We start from the raw sequence: 26,165 nt of genomic DNA on the forward strand, positions 1-26,165 counted from the left end.
CAGAAGCCGTTACTGTGCGCCCAAAGAATAATTCGCAACACGGGGGAGCGTATGAAAGTGTTCTGGGGGCTGGGGCGTTTATTGACCCTGCTGTTCTGCTGCGTGGTGCTGGCCAATCAGTTGGTGCCGTTCGTTCATCCGCTGCATTTGCTGGTCAATCTGGCCGGCGGTCTGTTGTTGCTGATCCATGTCCTCGAAGTGCTGCTGTGCAATCGCAGCCTCAAAGGCCGTCCGCATCCTTGGCGTGACCGTGGCCGCATCCTGCTGTTCGGCATATTCCACCTGCAAACCATCCCGGCCCCGGCCGCTCCGGAGGCTTCTTCCCATGCGTAAACTTTGCTTGCTCGCTGCATTCATCAGCCCATTGGCCTGTGCCCAGGTTGTCAGCGTCGAAACCAATTCCCTGATGCGTTTGCCCAATACCACCAGCACCTTGCAACTCGAACGTCTTGATGTGGCCGATTACGGCACCTTGCTGATTCCCGCCAACGTGACCGAACTGACGGTGGGCGAATTGCGTCTTGGCCATGAAGCGCGCATTGCGATTGTTCCGGCTGAACAGGCGCTGGAACTGAAAGTGGCCCGCGCCGAACTCAGCGAAGGCAGCCAGATCACCGCGCGCGGGGCGCCGGGGACTTATGAGAAAGCCGCCCGTGCAGGGCGCAATCTTAATCTGCAATTCAAGGCACTGAATGCGCCGCAACTGTTGGTCGATGCCCGTGGCGGCACCGGTGCGCCGGGTTTTGTCGGCCTCGATGGCGGGAATGGAGAAGACCCGGGCTGCACCTATGGCGCGGCCGGCCACGGTTTTGATGGCAGTAACGGCAGCGACGGCCAACCGGGCGCACCGGGGGCGCTGGTACGTCTTGAAGTGCCGCGCGAGTTTCCCACGGAGCTGATCAAGGTCAATGTGGCTGGCGGCAACGGTGGCCCGGCGGGTGTTGGCGGTAAAGCAGGGAAGGGCGGCAAGTCCAAGGGCTGCCTGGTGTATCGCGCCGATGGTGGCAAGAACGGCAAGGCAGGGGCGGATGGTCAGCCTGGGCCGGTGGGGGCGGCGGGTGCTGTGACTGTGCAGCGCTTGTAAGATCACTGATTGTTCCCACGCTCCGCGTGGGAACACAGCCCGTGACGCTCCGCGTCACTGGACGCAGAGCGTCCCTTGCGGCATTCCCACGCAGAGCGTGGGAACGATCACGGTCTTGCCGCCGCAATCGCCACCAGCACCAGTCCGACAATCAGATTAAGCCCCACCACCCGCCGAATCCGCCCCAGCACCGCCGCACCCGCCGGCCAGTCCTTCGCGTCCACTGCCGTACGCAATTCCGGCAGCATCAAGCCCTGAATCCGGATAAACAGCGCCGTCATCACCACGTACAGCCCCATCATCACCTGCACATATTTGGGCGCGGTCTCAAAACCGACCTGCTGCAAATGCAGCATTCCCACGCCGCTGATCGGCAACAGGATCACCGCGACCCAGACCCAGCGAAAAAAACCTTGAAACACTTCCACCCACAAGGTCAGTCGGGCCGGGCCGTCGAGGGCCTTCACAGCCGCCGGGCGCAGGACCATCCAGGCGAAAAACATGCCGCCAACCCAGACTAAAGCGGACAGCACATGCAGGGGGTAAACGAGGCTAAAAGGTGTCATTGGGGCACTCCGTTCTGCGCGGGATTAATTAGCGGGGTATGATAGCCGCCATTCGAAACCACTGAAAATTTATCCAGCGTTTTTACGCCCGACACTCAATGATCAGCACTGAACTCAAAACCACGATCCAGGGCGCCTACTCGCGTTTTCTAGAGGCCAAGAGCCTCAAGCCGCGTTACGGTCAGCGCCTGATGATCGCTGAAATCGCCAAAGTCCTCGGGGATATCGACACCGACGACGAAGGCCGGCGCAGTGGCGACCCCGCGATTGTCGCGGTGGAAGCCGGCACCGGTACCGGCAAGACAGTGGCCTACAGCCTGGCCGCGATCCCGACCGCGAAACTCGCCGGCAAACGCCTGGTGATCGCCACCGCGACCGTGGCCCTGCAGGAGCAGATCGTCTACAAGGATTTGCCCGACCTGATGCGCAACAGCGGGCTGAACTTCAGCTTTGCCCTGGCCAAGGGCCGTGGCCGCTACATGTGCCTGTCCAAGCTCGACATGCTTTTGCAGGAAGGCCACGCGCAAACCGCCACTGCCCAGCTGTTCGAAGAAGAAGGTTTCAAGATCGAGGTCGATGAGGCCAGTCAGAAGCTGTTTACCAGCATGATCGAGAAACTTGCCGGCAATAAATGGGACGGCGACCGCGACAGCTGGCCGAATGCGCTGGAAGACGCCGACTGGGCGCGCCTGACCACCGATCACAGCCAGTGCACCAACCGTCATTGCCCGAACTTCGGCCAGTGCGCCTTCTACAAGGCCCGCGAAGGCATGGGCAAGGTTGACGTGATCGTCACCAACCACGACATGGTCCTGGCTGACCTGGCTTTGGGCGGCGGTGCGGTGTTACCCGATCCGCGCGACACCATTTACGTGTTCGACGAAGGCCACCACCTGCCGGACAAGGCCATCGGCCACTTCGCCCACTACACGCGCCTGCGCTCCACCGCCGACTGGCTGGAAACCACCGCGAAGAACCTGACCAAATTGCTGGCCCAGCATCCGCTGCCGGGCGATCTTGGCAAGTTGATCGAACAAGTGCCGGAGCTGGCGCGCGAAATCAAGGCACAGCAGCAGTTCATGTTCAGCGCCTGCGAGCAGGTCGCCGATTTCAAACCCGGCGAAGACGTCGAGGGCCGTGAGCGGCCGCGCCATCGTTTCGTCGCCGGGGTCATTCCCGAGCACATGCGCGAAATGGGCATCGAGCTGAAAAAAGGCTTCTCGCGTTTGAACGATCTGTTCACGCGCCTGACCGACCTGCTCAAGGAAGGCATGGACGGCGAGGTCAATATCGGCATCGCCAGCAATCAGGCCGAAGAATGGTATCCATTGTTCGGCAGCCTGTTGTCCCGTGCTTCGGGCAACTGGGAACTGTGGACCGCGTTCACCGCCGAAGACCCGGAAGATAGCCCGCCGATGGCGCGCTGGCTGACCCTCGCCGAAAGCGGCTCGCTGTTTGACATCGAGGTTAACGCCAGCCCGATTCTGGCGGCGGAAACCTTGCGCCGCAGCCTGTGGAACGTGGCCTACGGCTGTCTGGTAACCTCGGCAACCCTCACAGCGTTGGGCACTTTCGACCGTTTCCGCATGCGCGCCGGTTTGCCGAAAAAAGCCGTCACCGCCGTAGTGCCGAGCCCGTTCCATCACGCCGACGCCGGTGTGTTGCGCGTGCCGGATCTGAAGGCCGATCCGCGCGATGCCGCGGCACACACGGCAGCGATCATCCGTGAGTTGCCGGATCTGGTCGAAGGTTCGCGCGGCACCCTGGTGCTGTTTTCCTCGCGCAAACAGATGCAGGACGTGTTCGACGGCCTCGACCGCGACTGGCGCAAGCAGGTGTTCATTCAAGGCAATCTGTCGAAGCAGGAAACCTTGAATAAACACAAGGCGCGGGTCGATGGCGGCGATTCCAGCGTGCTGTTCGGTCTCGCCAGTTTTGCCGAAGGGGTGGACTTGCCGGGGGCCTACTGCGAGCACGTGGTCATTGCCAAGATCCCGTTCTCGGTACCGGATGATCCGGTTGAAGCGGCGTTGTCGGAGTGGATCGAAGCCCGTGGCGGTAATCCGTTCATGGAAATCTCCGTACCCGATGCTTCGCTGAAACTGGTACAGGCCTGCGGACGCTTGCTGCGCACCGAAGAAGACCGCGGCACCATCACTTTGCTCGATCGGCGGCTGGTCACCCAGCGCTACGGCAAGGCGATCCTCAATGCGTTGCCACCTTTCCGTCGTGAAATATCCTGAGACAACGGTGGGCAGTTTTGCCCACTGTGTTGTCTATCTCTCTGTCATCGCTTTTCCATTGGCCTTTGTTGGTCGTTAGGGAGAACTCCGTTCTTATGATCCGCCGTTCGTTGCCTGCCGTATTCGCCTTGATCTTCGCCACGCCGCTGTTCGCGGCGCCTGCGGGTCAGCAGACCCTGTTCAACTTTGTTCGTCCTGCCGACGTGGTGAAAATCGCCACTGAAAACGCGGATCTGCCGCAAGCCAATGCCGAGCAAACGCCAGAGGGCGAAGTGCTGCGCCGGGTGACGTTCAATCCGGTGGCCCGCCCGACCTTGCGCCTGACGCCGCAGACCGGCGCGTGGGACTGGTCGCAATCAGGCATGATGAGCCTGCGGTTGCAGAGCGCAATGGACTGGGCGGTGACGGTCTACGTGCAGATTCAGAGCAACGACGGGCGTACCCTGGTCAGCCGCGTCGACTTGCCGGCCGGGCCTGCGCAAACCCTGTTGGTACCGCTGGTCGCGTCGACGCCGCTGAGTCAGGGCATGAAAGCCGGGCCGCCGATGCCGATGACGGTCGATGGTCAGCGAATTTTGCTGGCCAGCAGTAGCGGCGAGATTGATCGCAGCCAAGTGGTCTCGGTGAGCCTGTCGATGGATCAGCCGAAAGTCGCCCAGAGCTTGCTGCTCGAGCGCTTCGGCGTGCAGGACGGCGACTCGGTCACCCAGGCCGTTTACGGCAATCTGGTCGACGCGTACGGGCAGTCGACCCGCAGCAAATGGCCGGAAAAAATCAGCAATGACGAACAACTGAAATCCGCCGCCGCCAAGGAACAGCAACAGCTGAAAACCTGGCTGGCCGAGCGAGAGAAGTCCTCGCTGGACAAGTTCGGTGGCTGGAACAAAGGCCCGGCGTTCAAGGCCAGCGGGTTCTTCCGCACCGAAAAACGTGATGGCCGCTGGTATCTGGTCACGCCTGAGGGGCATCCGTTTTACTCGCTGGGCGTGAACACCGTCAGCCCGCAGGTCAACCAGACCTACGTGGCCGGTCGCGAGTACATGTTTGAATCCCTGCCTAAGCCTGGTGAACCCTTGGCCAGACACTTTGGCGAAGGCGACAACCGTGGTGGCAACGGAGTTGATCAGGGCCGGGGTTACGGCAACGGGCGCTGGTATGACTTTTACGCTGCCAACCTGCAACGCCTGTACGGTGAACCGTGCAAGGCGGACAGTGACAGCAAGTCCGGGGTAGCAGAAGCGGCCAAGTCCGCAGCCGCTGAAACTGCCGCGGTGCAAGCCGCAGAGCCTGTTGCCGTGCCTGCGCAGCCGAAGTCCGGCGTTGCCGAAGCCGCCAAGACTGAAACTGTACAAACAACGACAGAAAAAGCTGCCGAGCCGTGCAAGGCCACTGTCGATGAGCAGCAGTGGGCCGGCCACACGCTCGATCGCCTGCAAGCCTGGGGCTTCAACACGGTTGGCAACTGGAGTGCCGATTCGCTAAGTGATGCCGAACGTGTGCCCTATACCTTGCCGCTGTCGATCGTCGGTGACTACACCAGCATCAGCACCGGCAGCGACTGGTGGGGTGGCATGCCGGATCCGTTCGATCCGCGTTTCGCCATGGCCACCGAGCGCGCCGTGGCCATCGCTGCCCGCGATCACCGCGACGATCCGTGGCTGATCGGCTACTACGCCGACAATGAACTGGCGTGGGCCGGTCCCGGTGACGATGCGAAATCCCGTTACGCGCTGGCCTATGGCACGTTGAAAATGACCACCGACGTGCCGGCCAAACGTGCATTCCTCAAGCAGCTGCGCGACAAGTACCGCAATCAGGCGGGGCTGTCGAAGGCATGGGGCATCGATCTGCCGGCGTGGGAATTGATGGAAGACCCGGGTTTCGTGCCGCCGCTGCCGAGTCCTGAGCACCCGGAAATCGAAGCGGACTTCAAATATTTCCAGAAAGTCTTCGCCGACACTTACTTCAAAACCATTTCCGACTCGCTGAAATGGCACGCGCCCAACCAGTTGCTGCTCGGCGGCCGTTTCGCCATCAGCACCCCGGAAGCTGTGGCCTCCTGCGCGCAGTACTGCGACGTGCTGAGCTTCAACATGTACACGCTCAAACCGCAAGATGGTTACGACTTTGCCGCGTTGGGCGCTTTGGACAAACCGGTATTGATTACCGAATTCAACTTTGGTTCAGCGGATCGCGGCCCGTTCTGGGGCGGCGTCACGCAAGTGGCCAAGGAAGAAGATCGCGGCCCGGCTTACGCCAACTTCCTCAAGCAGGCCTTGAGCGAGCCGTCGATTGTCGGCGTGCATTGGTTCCAGTATCTCGATCAACCAGTGACCGGGCGCTTGCTTGATGGTGAAAATGGCCATTTCGGTCTGGTCGGGGTGACGGATCTGCCGTATCAGGGCTTTGTCGAGTCGGTGCGCAAGAGCAATTTGCAGGCGATTGATCAGCTCGGCAAAGAGGCTGAGAAAGCAGCCGCTGCGGCGGGGCACGAGGCTGAAGGCGGGCGCAAGGGCGAGGCCGGCAAAGGGCCTGGGGCAGGGCATGCCGGTGGACACTCGGGGAATGGTCATTAATCTGTGATGCGCTAAAAGATCGCAGCCTGCGGCAGCTCCTACAGAGGAACGCGATCTCATGTAGGAGCTGCCGCAGGCTGCGATCTTTTGACTTGGCTTTTAACCGTCCGGCCTGCAGCTGTTCCCAAATCCCTCTAGGGCTGGAACAATGCGGGCCACTTTGTAGAGCGTTTTTGCGGGGAGTTGCGGGTGCAGATTCAGGGACATTACGAGCTTCAATTCGAAGCGGTGCGCGAAGCCTTTGCCGCACTGTTCGACGATCCCCAGGAACGCGGCGCAGCCCTGTGCATCAAGGTCGGCGGAGAAACCGTTGTCGACCTTTGGTCCGGCACCGCCGACAAGGATGGCGCCGAAGCCTGGCACAGCGACACCATCGCCAACCTGTTCTCCTGCACCAAAACCTTTACCGCCGTCACCGCCCTGCAACTGGTTGCCGAAGGCAAGTTGCAACTGGATGTTCCGGTCGCCCGCTACTGGCCGGAATTCGCCGCTGCCGGCAAAGAATCCGTGACCCTGCGCCAATTGCTTTGTCATCAGGCCGGTTTGCCGGCGCTGCGCGAGCTACTGGCGCCGGAAGCCCTCTACGAATGGCAAACCATGGTCGATGCCCTTGCGGCCGAAGCGCCATGGTGGACGCCGGGCACTGGTCATGGTTATGCCGCGATCACTTATGGCTGGCTGATCGGCGAGTTACTTCGCCGCGCTGACGGTCGTGGGCCGGGCGAATCGATCGTTGCTCGGGTGGCCAAGCCGTTGGGGCTGGATTTCCATGTCGGTCTGGCTGACGAAGAATTCCACCGCGTGGCGCACATTGCCCGCGGCAAAGGCAATGCCGGCGACGCTGCCGCGCAACGCCTGCTGCAAGTGACCATGCGCGAACCGACCGCGATGACCACCCGGGCTTTCACCAATCCGCCGTCGGTGCTCACCAGCACCAACAAACCGGAATGGCGCCGCATGCAGCAACCGGCGGCCAATGGTCACGGCAATGCGCGCAGCCTGGCCGGTTTTTATGCCGGTCTGCTCGACGGCAGCCTCCTCGAAAGCGACATGCTCGAAGAGCTGACCCGCGAACACAGCCTCGGTGAAGACAAGACTTTGTTGACCCGGACCCGTTTCGGTCTGGGCTGCATGCTTGATCAACCGGATGTGCCCAACGCCACTTACGGTCTCGGCCCTCGTGCATTCGGTCATCCGGGTGCGGGTGGTTCCATCGGTTTCGCTGATCCTGAGCATGATGTCGCTTTCGGTTTTGTGACAAATACCCTTGGGCCGTACGTCTTGATGGATCCGCGCGCGCAGAAGCTCGCGCGGGTGCTTGCCACTTGTCTGTAAAGTTTCATCCGAGGTCCCAGGGTCGGAACCTCAAGCGTTTTTTCGTTTCAAAGCGACTGTTTATCCGGGCGAAAGTGCTCTGATTTTTCATTACTTCATTTTGTGGATTTTCAATGTCATCTAAAAAGACCCTCGCCCTGGCCCTGTGTGTAGCGATCACCGGTTGCGCACAGACCCCGAAAAACGATGCGGACGGCGGCAGTTGGTGGCCGTTCGGCTCCTCCGACAAAGTCGCGGCCAAGGAGCCCGCGCCGGCGCCTTTGAAACCCGCTGCTACCGCACCGGTGGCCAAGACTGAAAGCAGCAGCCCCTGGTACTGGCCGTTCGGTTCCGATGACGAAGCCGCCAAGGCCGACATGAAGGCTGAGGTAGCGCCGCAAGCCAAGAAACCGGTCGCCGTGGCCAAGGCTGACGCCGACACCGGCAGCAAGTGGTGGTGGCCGTTCGGTGGCAAGGATCAACCAACAACTCAAGCTGTGCCTATGCCGGATCCGAAAGTCACCCAAGCCTGGCTCGACGATTACGAGCCGCGTCTGCGTGAAGCGGTCAAGGACAGCAACCTGCAACTCGAACGCCGTGAAAACGTGCTGGTGGTCACTGCGCCGGTCGAAGGCTCGTTCAACCCGGACCGTCCAGCCATGCTGCTGCCGGTCACCCTGGGTCCGTTCACCCGCGTGGCGAAAATCCTCGAAGCTGACCCGAAAACCGCTGTGCTGGTACTCGGCCATAGCGATACCACGGGTGCCGCCCCGGCCAACATCAAGCTCAGTCAGGAACGTGCCCAGGCCGTTGCCGCGATCTTCCGCCTCAGCGGTTTGCAGCGTGATCGCCTGATGTTGCGCGGCATGGGTTCCGAAGCCCCGCGTGCGGCCAACGACAGTGTTGAAGGCCGTGCTCTGAACCGTCGCGTCGAACTGCTGGTGACCCCGCAAAACACCATGGTCGCACTGTTGAGCAAGTACAACATGCCCGCGCCGAAGCCAGTGACCATGGTCGCCGCGCAAGACGTCAAGCCAGCCGCCAAACCGGTCACCCCGGCCCCAGCCGCGAAAAAAGCGGCTGTGCCTGCGACCAAAAAAGCGCCGGCGAAAAAAGCGGCCGCCAAGGCTCCGGCCAAAAAGGCCCCGGCCAAGGCCCCCGCTAAAAAGACTGCGCCAGCCAAAGCCGCCGCGACTGACAAGAAAGTCGCCGCGACCGATGCCACCAAGAAGTGATCCGCTAACGAAAAGGAATGCGCCATGACCCAGGCTCTGGCAGATATGCGTCGTGATTACACCCGGGATGGTCTGACCGAGGCGCAAGCCCCGGCCGAGCCGTTTGCGTTGTTTCACCAATGGTTTGCCGACGCGGTGAAAACCGAACAGGCGCCGGTGGAAGCCAACGCCATGACCCTGGCCACGGTCGACAAGGATGGGCGGCCGCACTGCCGCATTCTGCTGCTAAAAGGCCTGGACGAGCAGGGCTTCACCTTTTTCACCAATTACGACAGCGCCAAGGGCGAGCATCTGGCGGCCAATCCGTTTGCCGCCATGACCTTTTTCTGGCCAACCCTTGAGCGCCAGGTGCGCATCGAAGGGCGGGTGGTCAAGGTCACGCCCGAAGAGTCCGATGCGTATTATCAGGTGCGGCCACTGGGCAGCCGCCTCGGCGCCTGGGCATCACCGCAGAGCCGGGTGATCAACGGGCGCGGTGAACTGGAAGATCTGCTCAAGGCCACCGAGCAGCGTTTCTCCGACACGCAGCCCGACTGCCCGCAACACTGGGGGGGTTACCGTTTGCTGCCCGAGCGCATCGAATTCTGGCAGGGCCGTCCGAGCCGCCTGCACGATCGCCTCAACTACCGCGCGCAGGGTGCCGCCTGGATTCTTGAACGTCTGGCACCTTAAGCAGTCTACCGAGCGGGATAGCCTGCTGAAGCGGCCTCAAGCCACTTCGGCAGATCCCGGCGCTTGATCTTCTGCGCCTGAGCGTTCGCCAACTGTTCGAGCATGAACGTGCGTTTGTCTTCGTCCTTGCCCGCCAGTGACAACGCCAGATCGCGATCCATCCAGCGTTTGATCCGCACGTACAACCACCCATGGAAGTACAGACCGGCGGCCGTGGTGACGACGATGATGAAGTAATCCATGAAAATCCTTAGTGTCGGTGGCGCAGAATCGGTCATTTGGCGCTACTGTAGGGGCTATGTCAGGGAAATCGTGCGGGCGTCTGTACCGTGCCTGAATGAAAGCCAATTTATCCGGGCTGCGTCGTGACAGGCGTCAAGCAGCGGAGTTTAATGAATATATGTTCCTTTGGAGTTGATGCTATGCGTAAGTCTGTTCTGCTGGTTGCTTCCTTTTCCACGATGGCGATGTTGCTTACCGGCTGCCAATCGAGCCTGACCGGTGACTCCTACTCCCGTGACGAAGCGCGTCGCGTGCAGACGATTCGCATGGGCACCATCGAATCCCTGCGCCCGGTCAAGATCGAAGGCACCAAGACCCCGATTGGCGGCGCTGCAGGCGCAGTGGTCGGCGGCGTCGGCGGTAGCGCCATCGGCGGCGGCAAGGGCAGCATCGTTGCCGCCGTTATCGGTGCGGTGGCGGGCGGTCTGATCGGTTCGGCAACTGAAGAAGGTCTGACCCGTACCCAGGGTGTGGAAATCACCGTGCGTGAAGACGACGGCAGCATGCGTGCTTATGTGCAGCAGGTTCAGGAGAATGAAGTGTTCCGCGTTGGCGAGCGCGTGCGCATCTCCACCGTTGGCGGGACCAGCCGCGTTTCGCACTAAGCGGGATTTAGGGTAAGAAAACCCCGATCAGGTGGAAAGAATCGGCAATGTTATGATTGCCAGTTTAGTCCACCCGGTCGGGGTTTTTTATGCCTGTAGCTTTTTCATACATTCGCTTCAGCAGTGCAGAGCAGGCTCATGGTGACAGCCTCACACGCCAGCAAGAGTACGTCGCCAAATGGCTTCTGGCCCACCCTGAATACGTTCTGAGTGGTGCAAGCTTCCAAGACCTTGGCATTAGTGGTTACTCCGGCAAACATCTTGAAAATGGCTTTGGCAAGCTTCTCGCTGCTATTGAGAATGGCGCTATTAAGTCAACTGATGTTGTTCTGATTGAAGCCATCGACAGGGCTGGTAGGCTTGAACCTTCAGTAATGCTTCACCTGCTAACAGGCATTGTGAACGCGGGTGTGAAGCTGATCACGCTGGACGATGGGATCATATACAGCAACGATCCCAACAATTCGAACAACCTTTTTCTTCTGGTCGCCAAGGTGCAACAGGCGCATCAGTACAGTGACGCGTTGAGTCGAAGGGTCAAGGATGCGTACACCCGGAAAAGGGAGAAGGCCGCTGCCGGTGATGGCGTCAAACGTCACACACCAATTTGGTTGACTTCCGAAGGTGAGCTTGTCGAAGGTCTTGCTCCGATCATCGTCCAAGTGTTTGAGGACTACGCAGATGGTCTTGGCGAGCGTCGCATACTTTCCCGTATTCGGGGCAAGCACCCGTTGGTAGAAACTACGAATGCAACCACATTGAAGCGTTGGTTGCGAAACCCCACCGCAATTGGACGCTGGAACGACATCGAGGGTGTTTACCCACCTGTCGTCAGTAAAGAACTTTGGTACAGGGTGCAGAAGCGTTTGGAGGACGGATATGTGCCACGGTCAGCTCCTTCGAAATATCTGTTGTCCGGGTTGGTTCGGTGCGGACGGTGTGGCACTAATTACTGCGTGGTAGATACGAAGCGTTCTCCGGCGGTGATGCGGTGCTATCGGCGCCATCGTCAAGGTGCTGAGGGGTGTACAAATGGAAGTTCGATCCCTATGCACGTACTTGATTTTGTTCGTAGTCAGACAATGTATGGCGCTATGCAGCGTGCAGCTCAAAGTCGAAACCTCACATCAGGTGAGAAGCGATTGATTGAGATTGAGGGTGAGTTGACCGAGCTACAGCGTCAGTCTGCCAATCTCGCGGATTCTCTTGCAGAGTTTGGAATGCTCCCGCCAATTCGTTTCAAGCTGGAACATGTGACAGCTTCGATTCAACGGCTTGAGCAGGAAAGAGCATTGCTCATAGTCGCACCGGCTCCAGTGTCCATGGACGACATGATAGACCTACAACATACGTTGCTGGATGACGATCAAATGCGGTTGAACGCACTCCTGCAAGGCGTGGGATATATCATCGTTTGCGATGGCACTACGATCACTGTAGATGAATCGCACCTTGAAACAGAGGGTGAACGCCAAGTGTATGAGTATAAAGGTGCACGCCGCTCCACAGAGACGTACAGGGTGATTGAGAACAACCATACGGAACATCACCTTGATATGCCGAACTCCAAGCGTGTGGCTGCTGCAATCGTGGAGTTTGACAATACGCCAATCACCCAGCACCTACGCTGGAACGGCACGGAGTTTGTTGAAGAAGTGCCTGAACAGTCTGGAGTGGATTGGGAATTTGGCGTCGTTTAATTGGCGTCAGAAACACATTGAAAACCTACCGAAAACCACTGTCAAACCTCCTCGGGTTTTGTCACGTACCGAACTTCCACTTTAGCTTTCCCCCGTGTTTACTGGATTAAACGGGGCTTAGAACCAAGCAAAGGGCGTGTTCCGCACCGGAAATCAGTTTCTACAGATTCGCAGCGAAAAGTTCGAGGATGAGACTGAGCACCAATGTTGCAAGAGCCACTATCAAGATCAACAAACTCACACCATGTCAACTAGTGGATTGACAGGAAGTGGCGTCTCGTGTAGAGTTCGCAACTCAGCCAAACATGCCGACTACGTCCCGCACCAATACAGTGCCAGACGCTCGGTAGAGTGTTGTCTACGATCTACCAAACTAACCGGCACAACCCGAGGGAATTGCCTACTGAAACGAACTTGAACAAGGAGAACAATCGCATGACCGAATCATTCTGCAAAATGCCACGCCCCTTTATGGCTGCCACGCAATGGGTTAGCTTAACAACTGGTGAGCACTTGGCTCTCAGTGGTCAAGACAAGATTCTTTGGGTCTGGATGAAAGACCGATACGACTTCTTCACCGCCCAACGCAAGGACTGGTTTGATAACCAAGATGAAATCGCCAAGTTCACTGGTTGCAGTGTCAGCACGGTGAAGCGATTCATTGGTCTCTTGAGTAAACATGGTTATATGAAAAAGACTCAGCGTCGGATGCATGGGTGTGCTCACTCGAACAGTTACACCATTGTCCAAGAATTGATGCTGGCGCCTGTTGTAAAGGCTACGCCTTCGCCACTGCCATTGGTGCAGGAGATGCAGGAAGAGCGTTCAGGATATGCACCAATCATATTCCCTGTGGCGGTGACATACGCCAAGCCAGTGGTTGTGCCTTCTGAACCGGTGAGCCTCCATCCGAGCGTACAAGCTTGTTCGGATGATGAGCCGCAGTGGGAAGTCCGAAGCTCAGGTTGACACCTGCCGTAGCTCGTACTGATACCTGTCATAGCTCATTCTGACACCTGCGGTAGGTCACATTGAACCTCGTGGGGTAGGTCAGGATGAGCTTGTAGTAAGAACGATATTTAACAAGAACGACTAGCAAGAACGATTAACAAGAACGATTAACAAGAATCTTGCACCAAAAAATAGAGTCAAGATCAAAGACAAGAGCTTGATTTGATTCTAGTGTTTTGTTGTGTTGCTTGACCGGTAGGTCATGGGTTGATTCGCATGTTTGGATGAATTGTTGAAAACTCGCGTTTTCGGTGCGAGAACACTGGCGAAGCCAGGAGGTAGTCATCCTTCAAGCTCCGCTTGGCTGATCCCATTATCAGTAAAGCTGGTTACTGTGCTGAGAACGTTATGTTTGGTGTTGTGTGGTTATAGTGCATCATCTATGTCGTCTACTGTGACGGTGAATTTGTCGTTTGCTTGGTTGATGGTTAGTCCCGACTTCTTGCAGGTGACAATTCCTCGCCGATAAAGCTCATTGATCTTCTCTTTGTCATTGTTCTTAACGGCTGTCGTGAAGTAGTTGACTAATATGCTGGCGGTATTGCTTGAGGTGTCTGTCATTATTCTTAGTGTGGTTGATGGGTACTTGTTCTTCGCAGCAACTGCTTTCATCTTGACTCCAGCGATATCGCTAGAATTATCCACCATCTTTGGGTTTATGTACTTTTGTGAGGCAACGAAGCCAACGCATTTCGATATGTCGTTTTCTTCTTCGGATAGCCCCCCTGCAATGCTGGAGGTGCTGAGTGCAAGCAGGACTGCTGTAAGAATCAGTTTTTTCATCGAGTCATGTGTCCTTTCGAAGGTGCTGGCTTACCGGAGATAGAAGTAGAGGAACACGACAACCAGAAGGACGAATATCACTCGGCCTTGAAGTACGTCGTAGTTTAGTTCGTCTTTCTTGATCTGCTGGTACGTATCGGTGTCACTCAGCCCCTGTGTTTTGTAAAGCATGATCTGATTAATCTGCTTGTCGATTCTCTTGTTGTGGGCGTCATTGCTGCGCATGGTTATCCCCCACACCAGCAGCCATAGCCCTCCTGTCAGCACCGTCAGAATCACGTGCAGGATGTGATTTGTCGTCTTCTTCTGGTTGGTGAGTACAAACAGTTTTTCGTTCATGGGCATCCCTGTCAGGTGCTAGCTGGGTGAGCAACGAGGATATCAATGTATCACTTGGTGTGTCATCAGCTAGTGTGTTCATGATTGGGGTACATCCGACCATCATTCAGGGATGCAGCCAAATCAGAATTTGAGAAAGGGCTTCGGCCAACGCATTCGAGAGCTACGCAACAGTCAGGGCTTCAGTCAGGAGGCTTTCGCTGATAAGTGCGGGTTCGTTCGAACTTACATGTCCCGAATTGAGACTGGCACCGCCAACCCCAGCCTAGATGCGGCTAAAGTGCTTGCTGATGGATTGGGAATGTCGTTGTCGGAGTTGCTCGAAGGGCTTTGACTGGTCTCGCCGTACCCAAGCTGGTTGTGAGCGGCGTTCAGAGCGGAACGCGTCGGTTGGATATCGTACAGCTGCGAGACTTGCGTGAACCCTTGGGAATTGCTCTTGGAGAGAATTTGGAAAACAGTGGTTGATGCTGGAACGAGTTGACTAGGATTGCTGATTCAACTGGCGAGACATTTCATTGGTCGGAGAGGCGGGCTATCCATTGCGGTTTCGCTTACTCTTCGTTCCCCATTACAGGTTGACTAGCTGGTGACGCCAAATGTACTGTCTATGCATACAGTCCGCAGGGCGTTGATGGATGTTGCTCTAGAAAATCCTGTACGAAGAAGACGGAAGATTTCTGTGACCTTCTGCTCCGATTGGGTTGCTCTTGATGGTTTTGTTCGAGACGCCTGCCCTATACTCCGGCGATGAAAAAATATCAGCTATGCATATCAATATGACACCTAACAAATTTCGTGTAATCGACCTTTTTTCCGGTGCTGGCGGCATGACGCTCGGCTTCACCGATGAAAGATTCTGCGGTGGATTCGAGTGTGTTCTGTCGGTCGATAATGATGCGGCAGCAATGAGAACGCATGAGCAGGCTTATGCGGCTCCAGCGGTGGTAGGAAACATTGAAGATTGGCTACAGACAAGCCCTGACATTCCAGTTGCGGATATCGTCATTGGTGGCCCGCCTTGCCAAGGTTTTAGCCTCCTTAACAAGAATAGGACGGGGGATGGCCGTCGAGCATTGTGGGAGCCATACATGGATGTAGTGGAGCTGTGTGGCGCCAAAATGTTCGTGATGGAAAACGTCCCTGAGCTCCTTCGCTCAAGCGAGTTCCTTGATATCCAATCTCGGGCAATGTCTATGGGCTTTGAGATGATCTTTGAGGTCGTGAATACTGCCGATTACGGTGTGGCACAAACTCGAAAACGACTGATCATCATCGGGTGGAAAAAAGACCTAATCGAAAAACCAACATTGCCGGTTAAGACACATTCCAAGAATCCAGATGACCGACTTCTACCCCCATGGAGAACGGTCAAAGATGTGATAGCCGATTTGCCAGAGCCCAAAGGCATTCAAATTCGGGATTGTGCTCCTCCTTTGAACTTGCATTTTGGCCGTACTCCAACAGAAAAAAGTCTTGCTCGATACAAGGCTGTACCACCTGGCGGCAACCGTTTCGATTTACAGCGAAATGCACCTGAGATTACTCCTGCATGTTGGATTCGGAAGACGTCCGGTGGAACTGATCTGTTTGGAAGGCTTTGGTGGGATAGGCCGAGTGTGACCATCAGAACAGAGTTTTTCAAACCAGAGAAAGGCCGCTACCTGCATCCAGAAAAGCATCGTCCGATAACTCACCGCGAAGCGGCAAGGATTATGGGGTTTCCGGATGATTTTCCTTTTCAGGGGACAAAAATCGAAATTGCACGGCAGATAGGAAACGCTGTCCCACCACTTCTCGCTGGTGCCATCGCGAAAGTCGTGTACAAGGTTTTGAATGTAAAGTTGGAAAGCAAGGCCGCGTAGGAGGCTTGGCAGTTGGGGTTTCCTTCTGTCCACTGTCGAAATCGGATGACGTTCTAATAGTGCTCAATGCGTCCAGTATGCATTTGGCTGCTCGTTTTTCATGGGGGATGATGGGGTGGTAAGGCGGTCGGGGAAACTGCGAGATGATCCAGAAAGCTTGCGACTTAGGTTGTTGGAGCTGATCAAAAACTTCGGGCATGAATTGAGTCATGGAGACCTACGTGCCAGAGTGATCTCATTGGTGCCAACCTTTCACGCCCTCAGAGATTTGGGCAGTTCTCTAATTCCGAAATCTAGTGCTGCATCCGCGAGGGATCGCATAATTCTTTACCTCGTCACTTATCCGCGTAAGGTCATAAAGGGCGATGAGTTGATGGTGGTTGCAGGTATTGGAGAATGGGCGAGGCGTGTCCGTGAGCTTCGCGTCGAGCAAGGCTGGAGTATTGTCACAGGTGTGACGGCTGAGGAAATGGTTAAAGCCGGAGACCTTGACTTAGCCATGCTGGGTGTCGATTCATTAATGGTTGATGACTACGTATTGCTTGATGAGAAGCAAGATCGAGATGCCGCATTTCGTTGGAATAGCGCGAACACGATTCGCAAAAAGAAACTTGCGGTGAAAGATAAGCTGCTGGAGTTCCTGCAAGTAAATGTGGGGCGAGCTGTCACAGGCGAGGAGCTTCGATATGTGGCCGATGGCTCAACGGAATGGGCACGCAGGGTACGGGAGCTAAGAACAGAAGAAGGGTGGTCTATTGCGACCAGAACGACAGGCCGTCCAGATTTGCCGATTGGTACTTATGTTCTTGAGGACATGAACCAGACGCCTCCTCATGACCGGAAAATTCCCGATGATGTTAGAGGGAAGGTACTGATTAGAGACCACTACACTTGTCGGCACTGCCCGTGGAACCATTCAATGTGGAACGCTTCTGACCCGAGGCATCTTGAACTACATCATGTTGTTCATCACGCAAAAGGAGGGCAGAACTCCGTAGATAACCTAATCACCCTTTGCACCGTATGCCATCACAAGGTGCATAAAAAAGAAAAATTTGAGTGAACACTTATCCTTCCTGTTTTTGACATAGCTGTTGTAGGAGTTGATTGAGTATGTCCGGCCCTTTCTTTAGCTGGCATTCCCATATGATCAAAACCCGCCAGCCCAAGAGCTCCAAGGCTTTTACGTTTTCGTTGTCCCTTGCCACGTTACGTAGAAGCTTTTCATTCCAGAACTCGAACCTGGTCTTAGGCATCGTCGCGTAGCGACATCCTGAATGGTTGTGCCAAAAGCATCCATGGACAAATATGCAAGTCCGGAATTTTGGCATTACGATATCGGGTTTTCCGGGTAGCTTTTTCTGGTGTAGACGAAATCGATAGCCATGGGCGTGTAAGAACTTCCTGACGATCATCTCAGGTCGGGTGTTAACACTCCGAATGGTCGCCATCATTCTTGATCGAGTCGCTTGATCTACGAAATCCACTCTAGCTACCTTTCTTTGGCTGATACTGTCTTGGAATTTATCTCGCTCTCGTCATTGCTCGCAACGATCACCGAAGGGAGCGAGAGCTGCACAACCATTAGCTGTGAAGAGATATCTGGGACACCCCATCGCGGTGTCTAAGGCTGCCACCTCTAACCTTCAAGGACGATTGCTGATGACCACTCATAACCAAGCCGTAGCCATGGCTGACGCATTGACGCTGATGTTGTATAGCCAACATGGCATCGCTGCGGCGCTTGAAGAACTCGCTGGGTGGGCTGCCAGTCAAGGAGGCGCAGTTGCCGCTGACAATGCATTGGCTGCATTGCAGGTGCTTGACTCAAGCGCTCAGGCCGTTACTGATGCGATCAATCAAATACGGCAATCCTGATCCCGGAATGCTGCTTCTCCTGTCAGGGCTCATTTCCGACTATCAAAGAAGTAGACCTATCCGGTAGTGCGGCGGACGCTCCGCAGTGGCGAAAATAAACTATCAGTAATGTCTTTAAAATAGGCTATTGATAGTTTATCATTGCTCTATCAGATCAAGACTCCAAAGGATAGTCAGCCATGAACGCCCACCTGTACCTCCGAGCATCGACCAAAGACCAAGACGCCAACCGTGCAAAAGCTGCTTTGGAGTTGTTCGCCGTCGAGAAGGGTTTGAACATCGTTGGCGTGTATGCAGAGAACATCAGTGGCACCAAGCTCAATCGTCCTGAGCTGCTTGCACTGCTCGATACTGCCAAAGAGGGTGACGTGCTATTGGTTGAGTCTGTAGATCGACTGAGTCGCCTCTCGCAAGCTGACTGGGACACGCTCAAGGCCACTATCAGGGCGAAGGGGCTGCGTCTGGTTGTAGCTGATCTGCCAACCAGCCACATGCTGGTTGAAGCGAAGGGGATCACCGGACAAATCATGGACGTGATCAACAACATGCTGATTGATTTGATGGCAACCATGGCTCGACTGGATCAAGAGAAGCGTGTGGAGCGCATCAAGCAAGGTCTGGAGAACAAGCGTATTGCTGACCCTGAATGGAGGCCAGCAGGCAAAGGACGGAACGCTGCCAAGTGGGCCAAGGTCAAGGAAACCCTGACCAAGTATCCAACCATGTCTGCTGACGAAGTGGCCCGCGTTGCTCACTGTGGTGTTGCGACGGTGTACAGGATCAAGCGGGAAACAATATCAGCCTGATACGGGGCGCTACAGCGTCACTCCTGGTCAATCTTCGGGGCTACGTGCCCCAACTTATTTGTGGTTCCGCTTGGACCTTTCTGGCTGAGGCCGCTGTTCGTTGCTTAGTAGCACTGGCTTTCACACCAGAGTTTCAGAGGAAGCGCCCCAGCTTATATTCCAATCTGAAAAACCAAACTCATAAAAGACGAGGCTGAAAATTTTGGGCGGGGATGGTTTTCATGTGGAAAACGGCCTTGGTCACAGCGTCTTTGTAGTGACTCGCTTGGAGCAGGGTTGTCACACGTTGCGAATGTCTTCGTCCGCCTTAAGCTCAAACTCAAATCCGATCCCCACTTCTTCTAGCGTCTCTGTAACGCGGTCAATGAAGAACTCGGCTTGCTCTGGCAGCTCATACAGGCCAAGAACACGAATGATGGGATGTTTACCAAGAGCACCGGGAATCTCGGTGTAAATCTCACCACTTTCTATGAAAGCGATGTACGTATTGATTTTCTCTTGCAGCAACAGCAGGTGTTCTCCCTGTTGGGCTTTGCCGCCCCATTCGAGGTGGTCAGTGATAACCAGTTCGACATTGGGCTCCTGCTTGGGGATTCCCCAAAAGTCAATTACCCGTGCATCTGTGATGGACATGTCTACTCCCTTAGAAGGTCGGATCAGATTGAAGGATTTCCGTTCTGGTAAATCCGCTGCAATACCAAGTTATAATCGACGCCAGCTCGCTCACACCTCCGTTTACAGTCGTGCAGGATGACAGTCCTTTGGTGTGGGCGGGCTGTTGCTACAGCAAAACATCTCTATCATTCAACGCGATTTCTATCACCTGCTCTGGCGATAGTCTTTGCGAATAATTCACATCGTTGAAGTATTCGTCTGGCCAAAAAATCAAATCGGATACGCGTTCATTGGGTATGTTGATTGCCAACATGCTCAACCAGAACTCGACTTCATGGTCAGCGCCAACACCCTCCATGACCCTTCGAGCCAGCTCAACCAACTCTTGCTTGGTTACATCCGTCAGGCGCCGCTCATACGGTGTTGCTAAGACCTTGCGAACCCATGTGTCGTGAGATTGCCCACCATAGATTCCCTGAAAGTCGATGAACTCAAGTGCGGTCATTGCTTCCCGGTTGAATGCTGCCACCTGACTCCGAGTTTGTTCGGGATCTCCACAATCAATTTGTTCGGAAAGTTTCGTCAGTCGAGCAACCAAAGACTCGTCCAGCAACGGGGGCATTAAATCAGGGCGAAGCTCCATACGTTCTCTCACAATCCATTCGTTAGTCTTTGAATCCCGGCAAGCCTTGAGCGGCGCAGGTCAGCTCAAATTACAGGTGAGCTGGAAGATACAACCCGGGTCGAAAATTCGCCTGCCTGCTAAAGCCTCAATGGCTGCGAGCTGTGCGACGCTAAGGTTATAACCCTCATCTCCGCGTTGAGGTGAAGACCAGTTCATGATTTTGGCTAACTGAACATCACACCCGTTCGGAAGGTCGATCTCAAAAGCTAAAAATTCGGTTTCTTTGTCAAAAGCTTCAACGGTGTATTTCACGGTTCGACCTCGCGAGTCTTATTTGCGTCTTTAGTTTGCTGTCCAGTCTCGGGATCAAACTCCCCGAGGTGCTTGCCGCGTTTGTTGTACATTTCAACAGCACCATGCTGGCTATCCCACTCGAGAATACTGCCATCCCTAGTTTTCCACCGTTTACGCAGACCCCCCCCACCTTTTATAGGAGTTTTACGAGGTGCCACCTGTGCGTCAGGAAAGGCTGTCAGTCCTTTAGGTGGAGGGTGATAACTATGGTCACCTGATACGCTCAGCGAAATGTAAATCGGCTGAATATCGGTGTTAGGAAATGTGATGATTGCATCTTGGTAGTCTGGTGGATGCACCGGATTGACCAGTATTTTATTGGCCTGTTCGGTCGGTGGATACACCCACACAGACGGTAGTTTCGGAGCGCCTTCCAATGCAGGAATGCCCAGTACGCCATCAGAGTTTGCCGCTGGCGTCCAAGTGAGACCAATGCCGTTACCGATGTCAGCGACAAATTTATCGCCGTCTTTCTTGCCTTCGATGACCGGGACATTCTCCCAATCCGTTTTACCGCCCGTGTAGAAGCCGTAGGCGTTAACGGAGCCATCCGGCAAAGACTTCACGTTGACGCGTACACGGGTGCGGCCAGTTTCAAGCGTTGCGTATTGATCGTTCTTGTAGAAGGCGCTGTCAGGTGAAATGCTGGTGTTCGGGATCAGCATCCCAACCGTACCTGTTACAAAGCCAGCAGCAACAACACCTGATCCTTTCAGCAGGCCCAGTGATAGCGACCCGCCAAGACGTGTAGCAATTGCACTGCCAGTAGCAGACCCGCCCACCAGTTGGAGCGGGGTGCCTTGGGCGGTAATCGCTGCTCCGGTTCCAAGCACAGCCCACAGTCCGTAGTCGGCCAGTTTCTCAACAGGCACAAACCCGGATTGATTCTTGTGGTCGATCACACCATCAGGGAGGTTGCAGCTCTTGGCAAACACACAGCCCATTGTGTCGGGCTTGTCTTCTGGTTTTGGTGATAGGTCTTTGTATTCCGCCCAACGCTGGGCATGGATATCGACAGGCTCAACACCGCTGTAGCGGTAGCCCTTCGGCGAGTTGGGTACATAGCCAGACATGCAGCTTCCTTTCGTCCTTGGGGAATTCCAGCCGTTAGCTGGGCAGCATCGACATTAGCGGGAAGTTCAAGCAATGGCTGTAGGACAAATCCCAAAAGCGTTACTGATTGTTCCCTGTCTTCCGTGTCATTGGTGCGGGGACGAAGGATACCGAGTTGGGAAGAACTCCTGAATGATGGCTATTGGCCCTAAATAGGAGGGATCCGAATCTTTTCTCGATTTGATCATAATTATGCAGATTGTTGCTGACTGGTCGGGGTTTTTCTTTGTCGTGTTTCAACGTCCATTACACGTCAGTTGAAAGTAATAGCGCGGATCTTCGATGGACTTTTGAATCAGTGCCTCAATGGCTTTGATCTGTTGCTGATTCAGGTCGTAGCCTTCCCAACCTTGCTGCTCTGTTTTCCAACCCATGATCGATTTGAGTTGCTCGGTACAATTCTCGGGTAGTTCAATTACCGATGTTTGGAAGTCAGTTTTCTTGTCAAAAGCTTCTACTAAGAATCTCAAGGCTCAATACTCCTTTTCTTGCCTTTTTTCGATTTTTTGTTCTTTTTTGTAGACGTTGGCTCGCCAGTGTCTGGATCGAACTCGCCAATGTGTTTGCCTCTGGCGTCATACTTTTCTATAGCGCCATGCATCGAGTCCCATTCAAGAATAAGTCCTTTAGCGGTTTTCCATCTTTTGCGTTTCGCGCCGCCCCCTTGAACAGCTGTTTTGCGTCCCACAACTTTCGCATCAGGGAAGGCTGGCAGGAAATCAGGCGGCGGATGGTACTCGTGATCCCCTGCTCGGGAATTGATTACGATATATACCGGCTGAACCAACGAGCCAGGTGGAAAAACCAGAATAAAATCCCGGTACTCCGGCGGATAAACCGGATTGACCAGAATTCCATCCGCCGCTTTTGTCGGCGGGTACACCCAGATGTGCGGTGTCTGCGGTGCTGCCTCCAGCGCGGGGATACCAAGGATGTCCGAGCCATCCACAGCAGGCGTCCAGATCAGTTCTACACCTTCGCCCAAGTCAGCAATGAACTGGCTGCCACGCAACTTGAACTGCACGACATCAACCATTTCCCAATCGCGATTCTTGCCGGTGTAGAAGCCGTAGCCCTTCAAGCTTCCATCAGCCTGTTGTTCGATTCTCAACCGAACACGCGTTCGCGCCTGTTCAAGTCCACGCAGTTGCTCGTCTGTATAAAGCGCGCTGTCACCAAGGTTCGATGGCATGACCAGCGCCACCAGAGTCACCAATGGCGTGATCACTGCGGTGGATATGACTGTGGGCAGTGCTTTGAAAGCTGAGCCCGCCAACGCAAAACTGCCGAAGCCTGCCGGGATGGCCGTTGCACCGATTTTCTTTAGAGGCACTGCGCCGCTTTCATCGGCCTCACGCGCGCCCAGCAGGATCAGGTCGCCGTAATCCTTCAGGCTGTCAGTCGGCACCATCCCCGAAGGATTGGAGTAATCGATAATCGCATCCGGCAATTTGCAGGACTTGGCGAATACGCAGCCAGCGCGCACGGGATCGGCTTTTTTGACCGCCACCTCACGGCTGCGCTCGAAAGCCTCCTGCCGCGCCAGCATGGCGTCGTAAGCGTTTTGTCTGGCGTCGCGTTCGGCCAGTTCAGTGGCCGTCATGTAGCGGTAGGTGACGTGATGCCCGTCGCCTTGCGGTGGGTTTTGAACCCGGGGAATGTCCTTGTTGCCAGCCACTGATCGTCCTTTAGCTCATCCATCGACAGCCCTTCGCAAAGGGCTGCGCAACGTTAACGAAGCAGGAAAATGATGGCTGTAGGACGCGTCTCTAAAGACGTGGGGATTTGTCGCTGTGGTATCAGAAGGGCGAGGGGAAAGTCCCCTCGCCGCAGGTTTTCTATGCGTTGGGCAATGCTGTATTCCGGCGACTCGCCGCCGCCGTCACCGCATAACCAATCAACGCCGCCAAAATCGACCCGGTCAAAATCCCCATCCGGTCCATCCCGGCGTAATCGCTAACGCCCGGCTCAAAGGCCAGCGAACCGACGAACAGGCTCATGGTGAAGCCGATGCCGCACAGGATCGCCACGCCCAGCACCTGACCCCAGTTAGCGCCTTGGGGCAGGGCGGCGATGCCGGTTTTAACGGCGAGCCAAGTCAGGCCGAACACGCCGACGGTCTTGCCCAGCAGCAGGCCTACCGCAATGCCCATCGGCACATGGTGGGTGAAGCTTTCCACCGTGACACCGGTCAGCGACAGGCCAGCGTTGGCGAAGGCGAACAGCGGCAGAATGCCGTACGCGACCCAGGGATGCAGCGCGTGTTCCAGCGTCAGCAGTGGCGAAGGCTCAGCGTTTTTCGTGCGCAGCGGGATGCAGAAGGCCAGGGTCACGCCGGCCAGCGTCGCGTGGACACCGCTCTTGAGGACGCAAACCCACAGGATCAGTCCGATGATCATGTACGGCCCAAGCTTGACCACTCCGAGCCGGTTCATCGCCACCAGCGCCGCGATGCACGCTGCCGCCAGACCCAGCGACAGGGTCGACAGTTCGCCCGAGTAGAAGATTGCAATGATCACGATGGCGCCGAGGTCATCGATGATCGCCAGGGTCATCAGGAACAACTTCAGCGACACAGGCACGCGCTTGCCGAGCAGGGCCAGCACGCCGAGGGCGAAGGCGATGTCGGTGGCGGTCGGGATCGCCCAGCCGTCGAGGGCTGCCGGATTGTCACGGTTGAGGAACCAGTAAATCAGCGCCGGCACCAGCATGCCGCCGATAGCAGCCGCGCCGGGCAGGACGATTTGCGACGGCTTGGACAACTGGCCGTCGAGGACTTCGCGCTTCACTTCCAGGCCTATAAGCAGGAAGAACATCGCCATCAGACCGTCGTTGATCCACAGCAGCAGCGGTTTAGCGATTTTCAACGCGCCGATCTGCGCCACCACCGGGGTGTCGAGCAAGCCGGTGTACAGCCACGACAGTGGCGAGTTGTTGATAATCAGGGCCAGGATGGCTGCGGCGATCAATAACAGACCGCTGGCAGCTTCCAGCTGAAAGAAACGCGTGAAAGTGCTACGCAGAGGCAAGGTCGCTCTCCATCGAATCGTCAAAAAGGTGGGACACCCTAACCCGTACTGTTAGTTGTTAAAACAAAAGTTATATTCTTTTTTGTTATATGTCGTTACAAGGTGTCTGGCCCAAGCCACGGTGAGCCTAGCAGTTGTCTGACATATTGAGACTCAGCTGTATCTGTGCGCGCTATAGGATTTTTCCTAAGCTGATGAGTGAGCCTTTTGTACACATTCATCTTCTGCCCGATTCAACGAGAACCATCACCATGAGCGACAACCGACAGTGGGCCCGCGAAGCCATCCGCATCATCGAGGCGGATTTTCAGCGAAGCGCCGACACCCACCTGATCCCCTTGCCGCTGCCAGGTTTTGCGGGCATCGAGTTATATTTCAAAGATGAATCAAGCCACCCGACCGGCAGCCTCAAACATCGGCTGGCGCGTTCGCTGTTTCTCTATGCGTTATGTAACGGCTGGCTGAAACCGGGGGCGCCGGTGATCGAGGCGTCCAGCGGTTCAACGGCGATTTCCGAAGCTTATTTCGCGCGGATGCTTGGTTTGCCGTTTATTGCGGTGATGCCGGCGACCACCTCCAAAGAGAAGATCGCGCAGATCGCTTTCTACGGTGGCCAAAGCCACCTGGTGAAAGATCCTACGCAGATCTATGCCGAATCCGAACGTTTGGCCCGTGAGCATGGCGGCCATTTCATCGACCAGTTCACCTACGCCGAGCGCGCGACCGACTGGCGGGCTAACAACAACATCGCCGAATCGATCTTCCAGCAGATGCGCTATGAGAAACATCCGGAACCGAGCTGGCTGATTTCCAGCCCCGGCACCGGCGGCACCACGGCAACCCTTGGTCGTTACGTGCGCTACCGCCAGCACTGCACCCGCGTGTTGTGCGCCGATGCCGAGCGCTCGGTGTTCTTTGATTACTACCAGACCGGCGACGCCGATTTGCGCCTCGATTGCGGTTCGCGTATTGAAGGCATTGGCCGGCCACGCGTTGAGGCGTCGTTCCTGCCCAAGGTGATCGATGCGATGGTCAAGGTGCCCGACGCCTTGTCGCTGGCGGCCATGCATTATCTGGCGCAGCGTCTGGGACGGCATGTCGGCGGTTCGAGCGGGACTAATCTGATCGGCGCCTTGATGGCAGCGCAGCAGATGAAAGCGGCGGGGGAGTCGGGGTCGATCGTGGCGATTCTGTGCGATGGCGGCGAGCGTTATGCCGACACGTATTACGATCAGGCTTGGCTGAAGGCGCAGGGGTATAAGTTGAGTGGGTTGATCGAAGCGGTGGCGGCGAGTGCCGAGCGCGGTGAGCCGCTGCCTGATTCAGTCTTGCGCGCCAATATCTAAAGGCGAACGCAGAAACCAATGTGGGAGCGAGCCTGCTCGCGAAGGCGCCATCTCATTCAACATCATCGTTGACTGAAATACCGCTTTCGCGAGCAGGCTCGCTCCCACAGGGTTTTGTGCTTCA

General features: G+C 55.9%; 28 protein-coding genes. 16 read left to right on the forward strand and 12 right to left on the reverse strand.

Going from position 1 to position 26,165, the window contains the following annotated elements; translation table 11 throughout:
- Positions 1-51 precede the first annotated feature (51 nt).
- Complete coding sequence (locus tag P3G59_RS06495; RefSeq protein ID WP_277760908.1) at positions 52-333, forward strand: DUF1145 domain-containing protein; 282 nt, start codon at positions 52-54, stop codon at positions 331-333.
- The gene (locus P3G59_RS06500; RefSeq protein WP_277760909.1) at positions 326-1,084 is read left to right on the forward strand and encodes a collagen-like protein; all 759 of its coding nucleotides are present in this window, start codon (positions 326-328) and stop codon (positions 1,082-1,084) included. The genes P3G59_RS06495 and P3G59_RS06500 overlap by 8 nt, the downstream gene beginning before the upstream one ends.
- Positions 1,085-1,191: 107 nt before the next feature.
- Here the strand turns inward: P3G59_RS06500 and P3G59_RS06505 are convergent, their stop codons facing one another.
- Positions 1,192-1,650: a DUF2269 family protein gene (locus P3G59_RS06505; RefSeq protein ID WP_095125631.1), complete on the reverse strand. Its 459-nt coding sequence runs from the start codon at positions 1,648-1,650 to the stop codon at positions 1,192-1,194.
- A gap of 98 nt (positions 1,651-1,748) precedes the next feature.
- Here P3G59_RS06505 and dinG point away from each other — a divergent pair, with 98 nt between their 5' ends.
- The 5 genes from dinG (at position 1,749) to pdxH (ending at position 9,690) form a co-directional block, all read left to right on the forward strand.
- A complete protein-coding gene (gene dinG, locus P3G59_RS06510) occupies positions 1,749-3,893 on the forward strand; it encodes an ATP-dependent DNA helicase DinG (RefSeq protein ID WP_038358136.1) in 2,145 nt (714 codons plus the stop codon).
- Between the two features lie 95 nt (positions 3,894-3,988).
- Positions 3,989-6,469: a beta-galactosidase gene (locus P3G59_RS06515; RefSeq protein ID WP_277760910.1), complete on the forward strand. Its 2,481-nt coding sequence runs from the start codon at positions 3,989-3,991 to the stop codon at positions 6,467-6,469.
- A gap of 189 nt (positions 6,470-6,658) precedes the next feature.
- Positions 6,659-7,804 carry a serine hydrolase domain-containing protein gene (locus P3G59_RS06520; RefSeq protein WP_277760911.1) on the forward strand — a complete coding sequence of 382 codons (1,146 nt, stop codon included), beginning with the start codon at positions 6,659-6,661 and terminating at the stop codon, positions 7,802-7,804.
- A 113-nt stretch (positions 7,805-7,917) separates the two neighbouring features.
- The gene (locus P3G59_RS06525; RefSeq protein WP_277760912.1) at positions 7,918-9,018 is read left to right on the forward strand and encodes an OmpA family protein; all 1,101 of its coding nucleotides are present in this window, start codon (positions 7,918-7,920) and stop codon (positions 9,016-9,018) included.
- A gap of 24 nt (positions 9,019-9,042) precedes the next feature.
- Positions 9,043-9,690, forward strand: a complete 648-nt coding sequence (pdxH, locus tag P3G59_RS06530) for a pyridoxamine 5'-phosphate oxidase (RefSeq protein ID WP_277760913.1) — start codon at positions 9,043-9,045, stop codon at positions 9,688-9,690.
- Positions 9,691-9,695: 5 nt separating this feature from the next.
- Here pdxH and P3G59_RS06535 read toward each other — a convergent pair whose 3' ends face one another.
- The gene (locus P3G59_RS06535; protein ID WP_277760914.1) at positions 9,696-9,932 is read right to left on the reverse strand and encodes a hypothetical protein; all 237 of its coding nucleotides are present in this window, start codon (positions 9,930-9,932) and stop codon (positions 9,696-9,698) included.
- Positions 9,933-10,112: 180 nt separating this feature from the next.
- Here P3G59_RS06535 and P3G59_RS06540 point away from each other — a divergent pair, with 180 nt between their 5' ends.
- The 3 genes from P3G59_RS06540 (at position 10,113) to P3G59_RS06550 (ending at position 13,246) form a co-directional block, all read left to right on the forward strand.
- Positions 10,113-10,577 carry a glycine zipper 2TM domain-containing protein gene (locus P3G59_RS06540; RefSeq protein WP_007969461.1) on the forward strand — a complete coding sequence of 155 codons (465 nt, stop codon included), beginning with the start codon at positions 10,113-10,115 and terminating at the stop codon, positions 10,575-10,577.
- Between the two features lie 89 nt (positions 10,578-10,666).
- Positions 10,667-12,277, forward strand: a complete 1,611-nt coding sequence (locus tag P3G59_RS06545) for a recombinase family protein (protein WP_277760915.1) — start codon at positions 10,667-10,669, stop codon at positions 12,275-12,277.
- Between the two features lie 435 nt (positions 12,278-12,712).
- Positions 12,713-13,246 carry a helix-turn-helix domain-containing protein gene (locus tag P3G59_RS06550; protein ID WP_277760916.1) on the forward strand — a complete coding sequence of 178 codons (534 nt, stop codon included), beginning with the start codon at positions 12,713-12,715 and terminating at the stop codon, positions 13,244-13,246.
- 408 nt (positions 13,247-13,654) lie between these two features.
- On the opposite strand, the gene P3G59_RS06555 is transcribed toward P3G59_RS06550, so the two are convergent.
- Together P3G59_RS06555 and P3G59_RS06560 are read right to left on the reverse strand one after the other, a co-directional pair.
- Positions 13,655-14,071 carry a hypothetical protein gene (locus P3G59_RS06555; protein WP_277760917.1) on the reverse strand — a complete coding sequence of 139 codons (417 nt, stop codon included), beginning with the start codon at positions 14,069-14,071 and terminating at the stop codon, positions 13,655-13,657.
- A 30-nt stretch (positions 14,072-14,101) separates the two neighbouring features.
- Positions 14,102-14,410, reverse strand: coding sequence for a hypothetical protein (locus P3G59_RS06560; RefSeq protein ID WP_277760918.1), 309 nt, complete (start codon positions 14,408-14,410; stop codon positions 14,102-14,104).
- 112 nt (positions 14,411-14,522) lie between these two features.
- Here P3G59_RS06560 and P3G59_RS06565 point away from each other — a divergent pair, with 112 nt between their 5' ends.
- The 3 genes from P3G59_RS06565 (at position 14,523) to P3G59_RS06575 (ending at position 17,338) form a co-directional block, all read left to right on the forward strand.
- Positions 14,523-14,744 (forward strand): helix-turn-helix transcriptional regulator, encoded by a 222-nt coding sequence (locus P3G59_RS06565; protein WP_277760920.1) that lies wholly within the window; start codon positions 14,523-14,525, stop codon positions 14,742-14,744.
- A gap of 379 nt (positions 14,745-15,123) precedes the next feature.
- On the forward strand, positions 15,124-16,275 hold the full coding sequence (locus P3G59_RS06570; protein ID WP_277760921.1) for a DNA cytosine methyltransferase: 1,152 nt from the start codon (positions 15,124-15,126) through the stop codon (positions 16,273-16,275).
- Positions 16,276-16,447: 172 nt separating this feature from the next.
- On the forward strand, positions 16,448-17,338 hold the full coding sequence (locus P3G59_RS06575) for an HNH endonuclease (protein WP_277760922.1): 891 nt from the start codon (positions 16,448-16,450) through the stop codon (positions 17,336-17,338).
- A 4-nt stretch (positions 17,339-17,342) separates the two neighbouring features.
- Here P3G59_RS06575 and vsr read toward each other — a convergent pair whose 3' ends face one another.
- Positions 17,343-17,762 carry a DNA mismatch endonuclease Vsr gene (gene vsr, locus P3G59_RS06580; protein WP_277760923.1) on the reverse strand — a complete coding sequence of 140 codons (420 nt, stop codon included), beginning with the start codon at positions 17,760-17,762 and terminating at the stop codon, positions 17,343-17,345.
- Between the two features lie 175 nt (positions 17,763-17,937).
- On the opposite strand from vsr, the gene P3G59_RS06585 reads away from it, so the two are divergent.
- Both P3G59_RS06585 and P3G59_RS06590 read left to right on the forward strand, forming a co-directional pair.
- Positions 17,938-18,153 (forward strand): hypothetical protein, encoded by a 216-nt coding sequence (locus P3G59_RS06585; protein WP_277760924.1) that lies wholly within the window; start codon positions 17,938-17,940, stop codon positions 18,151-18,153.
- A 179-nt stretch (positions 18,154-18,332) separates the two neighbouring features.
- Entirely contained in the window at positions 18,333-18,959 is a 627-nt protein-coding gene (locus P3G59_RS06590; RefSeq protein ID WP_277760925.1) for a recombinase family protein, read from the forward strand.
- A 279-nt stretch (positions 18,960-19,238) separates the two neighbouring features.
- On the opposite strand, the gene P3G59_RS06595 is transcribed toward P3G59_RS06590, so the two are convergent.
- The 7 genes from P3G59_RS06595 to nhaA form a co-directional block, all read right to left on the reverse strand.
- Positions 19,239-19,592, reverse strand: a complete 354-nt coding sequence (locus tag P3G59_RS06595) for a DUF6572 domain-containing protein (RefSeq protein WP_277760926.1) — start codon at positions 19,590-19,592, stop codon at positions 19,239-19,241.
- Positions 19,593-19,740: 148 nt separating this feature from the next.
- A complete protein-coding gene (locus tag P3G59_RS06600) occupies positions 19,741-20,217 on the reverse strand; it encodes a hypothetical protein (protein ID WP_277760927.1) in 477 nt (158 codons plus the stop codon).
- A gap of 60 nt (positions 20,218-20,277) precedes the next feature.
- Positions 20,278-20,511 carry a hypothetical protein gene (locus P3G59_RS06605; RefSeq protein WP_277760928.1) on the reverse strand — a complete coding sequence of 78 codons (234 nt, stop codon included), beginning with the start codon at positions 20,509-20,511 and terminating at the stop codon, positions 20,278-20,280.
- Positions 20,508-21,626, reverse strand: a complete 1,119-nt coding sequence (locus P3G59_RS06610; protein ID WP_277760929.1) for a colicin E3/pyocin S6 family cytotoxin — start codon at positions 21,624-21,626, stop codon at positions 20,508-20,510. The genes P3G59_RS06605 and P3G59_RS06610 overlap by 4 nt, the downstream gene beginning before the upstream one ends.
- Positions 21,627-21,902: 276 nt before the next feature.
- Positions 21,903-22,136 (reverse strand): hypothetical protein, encoded by a 234-nt coding sequence (locus P3G59_RS06615; RefSeq protein ID WP_277760930.1) that lies wholly within the window; start codon positions 22,134-22,136, stop codon positions 21,903-21,905.
- The gene (locus P3G59_RS06620) at positions 22,133-23,344 is read right to left on the reverse strand and encodes a colicin E3/pyocin S6 family cytotoxin (protein ID WP_277760931.1); all 1,212 of its coding nucleotides are present in this window, start codon (positions 23,342-23,344) and stop codon (positions 22,133-22,135) included. Before P3G59_RS06620 ends, P3G59_RS06615 begins: the two co-directional genes overlap by 4 nt.
- Positions 23,345-23,504: 160 nt before the next feature.
- The gene (nhaA, locus tag P3G59_RS06625; RefSeq protein WP_077571409.1) at positions 23,505-24,695 is read right to left on the reverse strand and encodes a Na+/H+ antiporter NhaA; all 1,191 of its coding nucleotides are present in this window, start codon (positions 24,693-24,695) and stop codon (positions 23,505-23,507) included.
- A gap of 251 nt (positions 24,696-24,946) precedes the next feature.
- On the opposite strand from nhaA, the gene P3G59_RS06630 reads away from it, so the two are divergent.
- Positions 24,947-26,041: a PLP-dependent cysteine synthase family protein gene (locus P3G59_RS06630; protein WP_277760932.1), complete on the forward strand. Its 1,095-nt coding sequence runs from the start codon at positions 24,947-24,949 to the stop codon at positions 26,039-26,041.
- Positions 26,042-26,165: the final 124 nt, after the last annotated feature.

It is taken from the genome of Pseudomonas sp. A34-9 (assembly GCF_029543085.1).
Taxonomy (GTDB): Bacteria; Pseudomonadota; Gammaproteobacteria; order Pseudomonadales; family Pseudomonadaceae; genus Aquipseudomonas.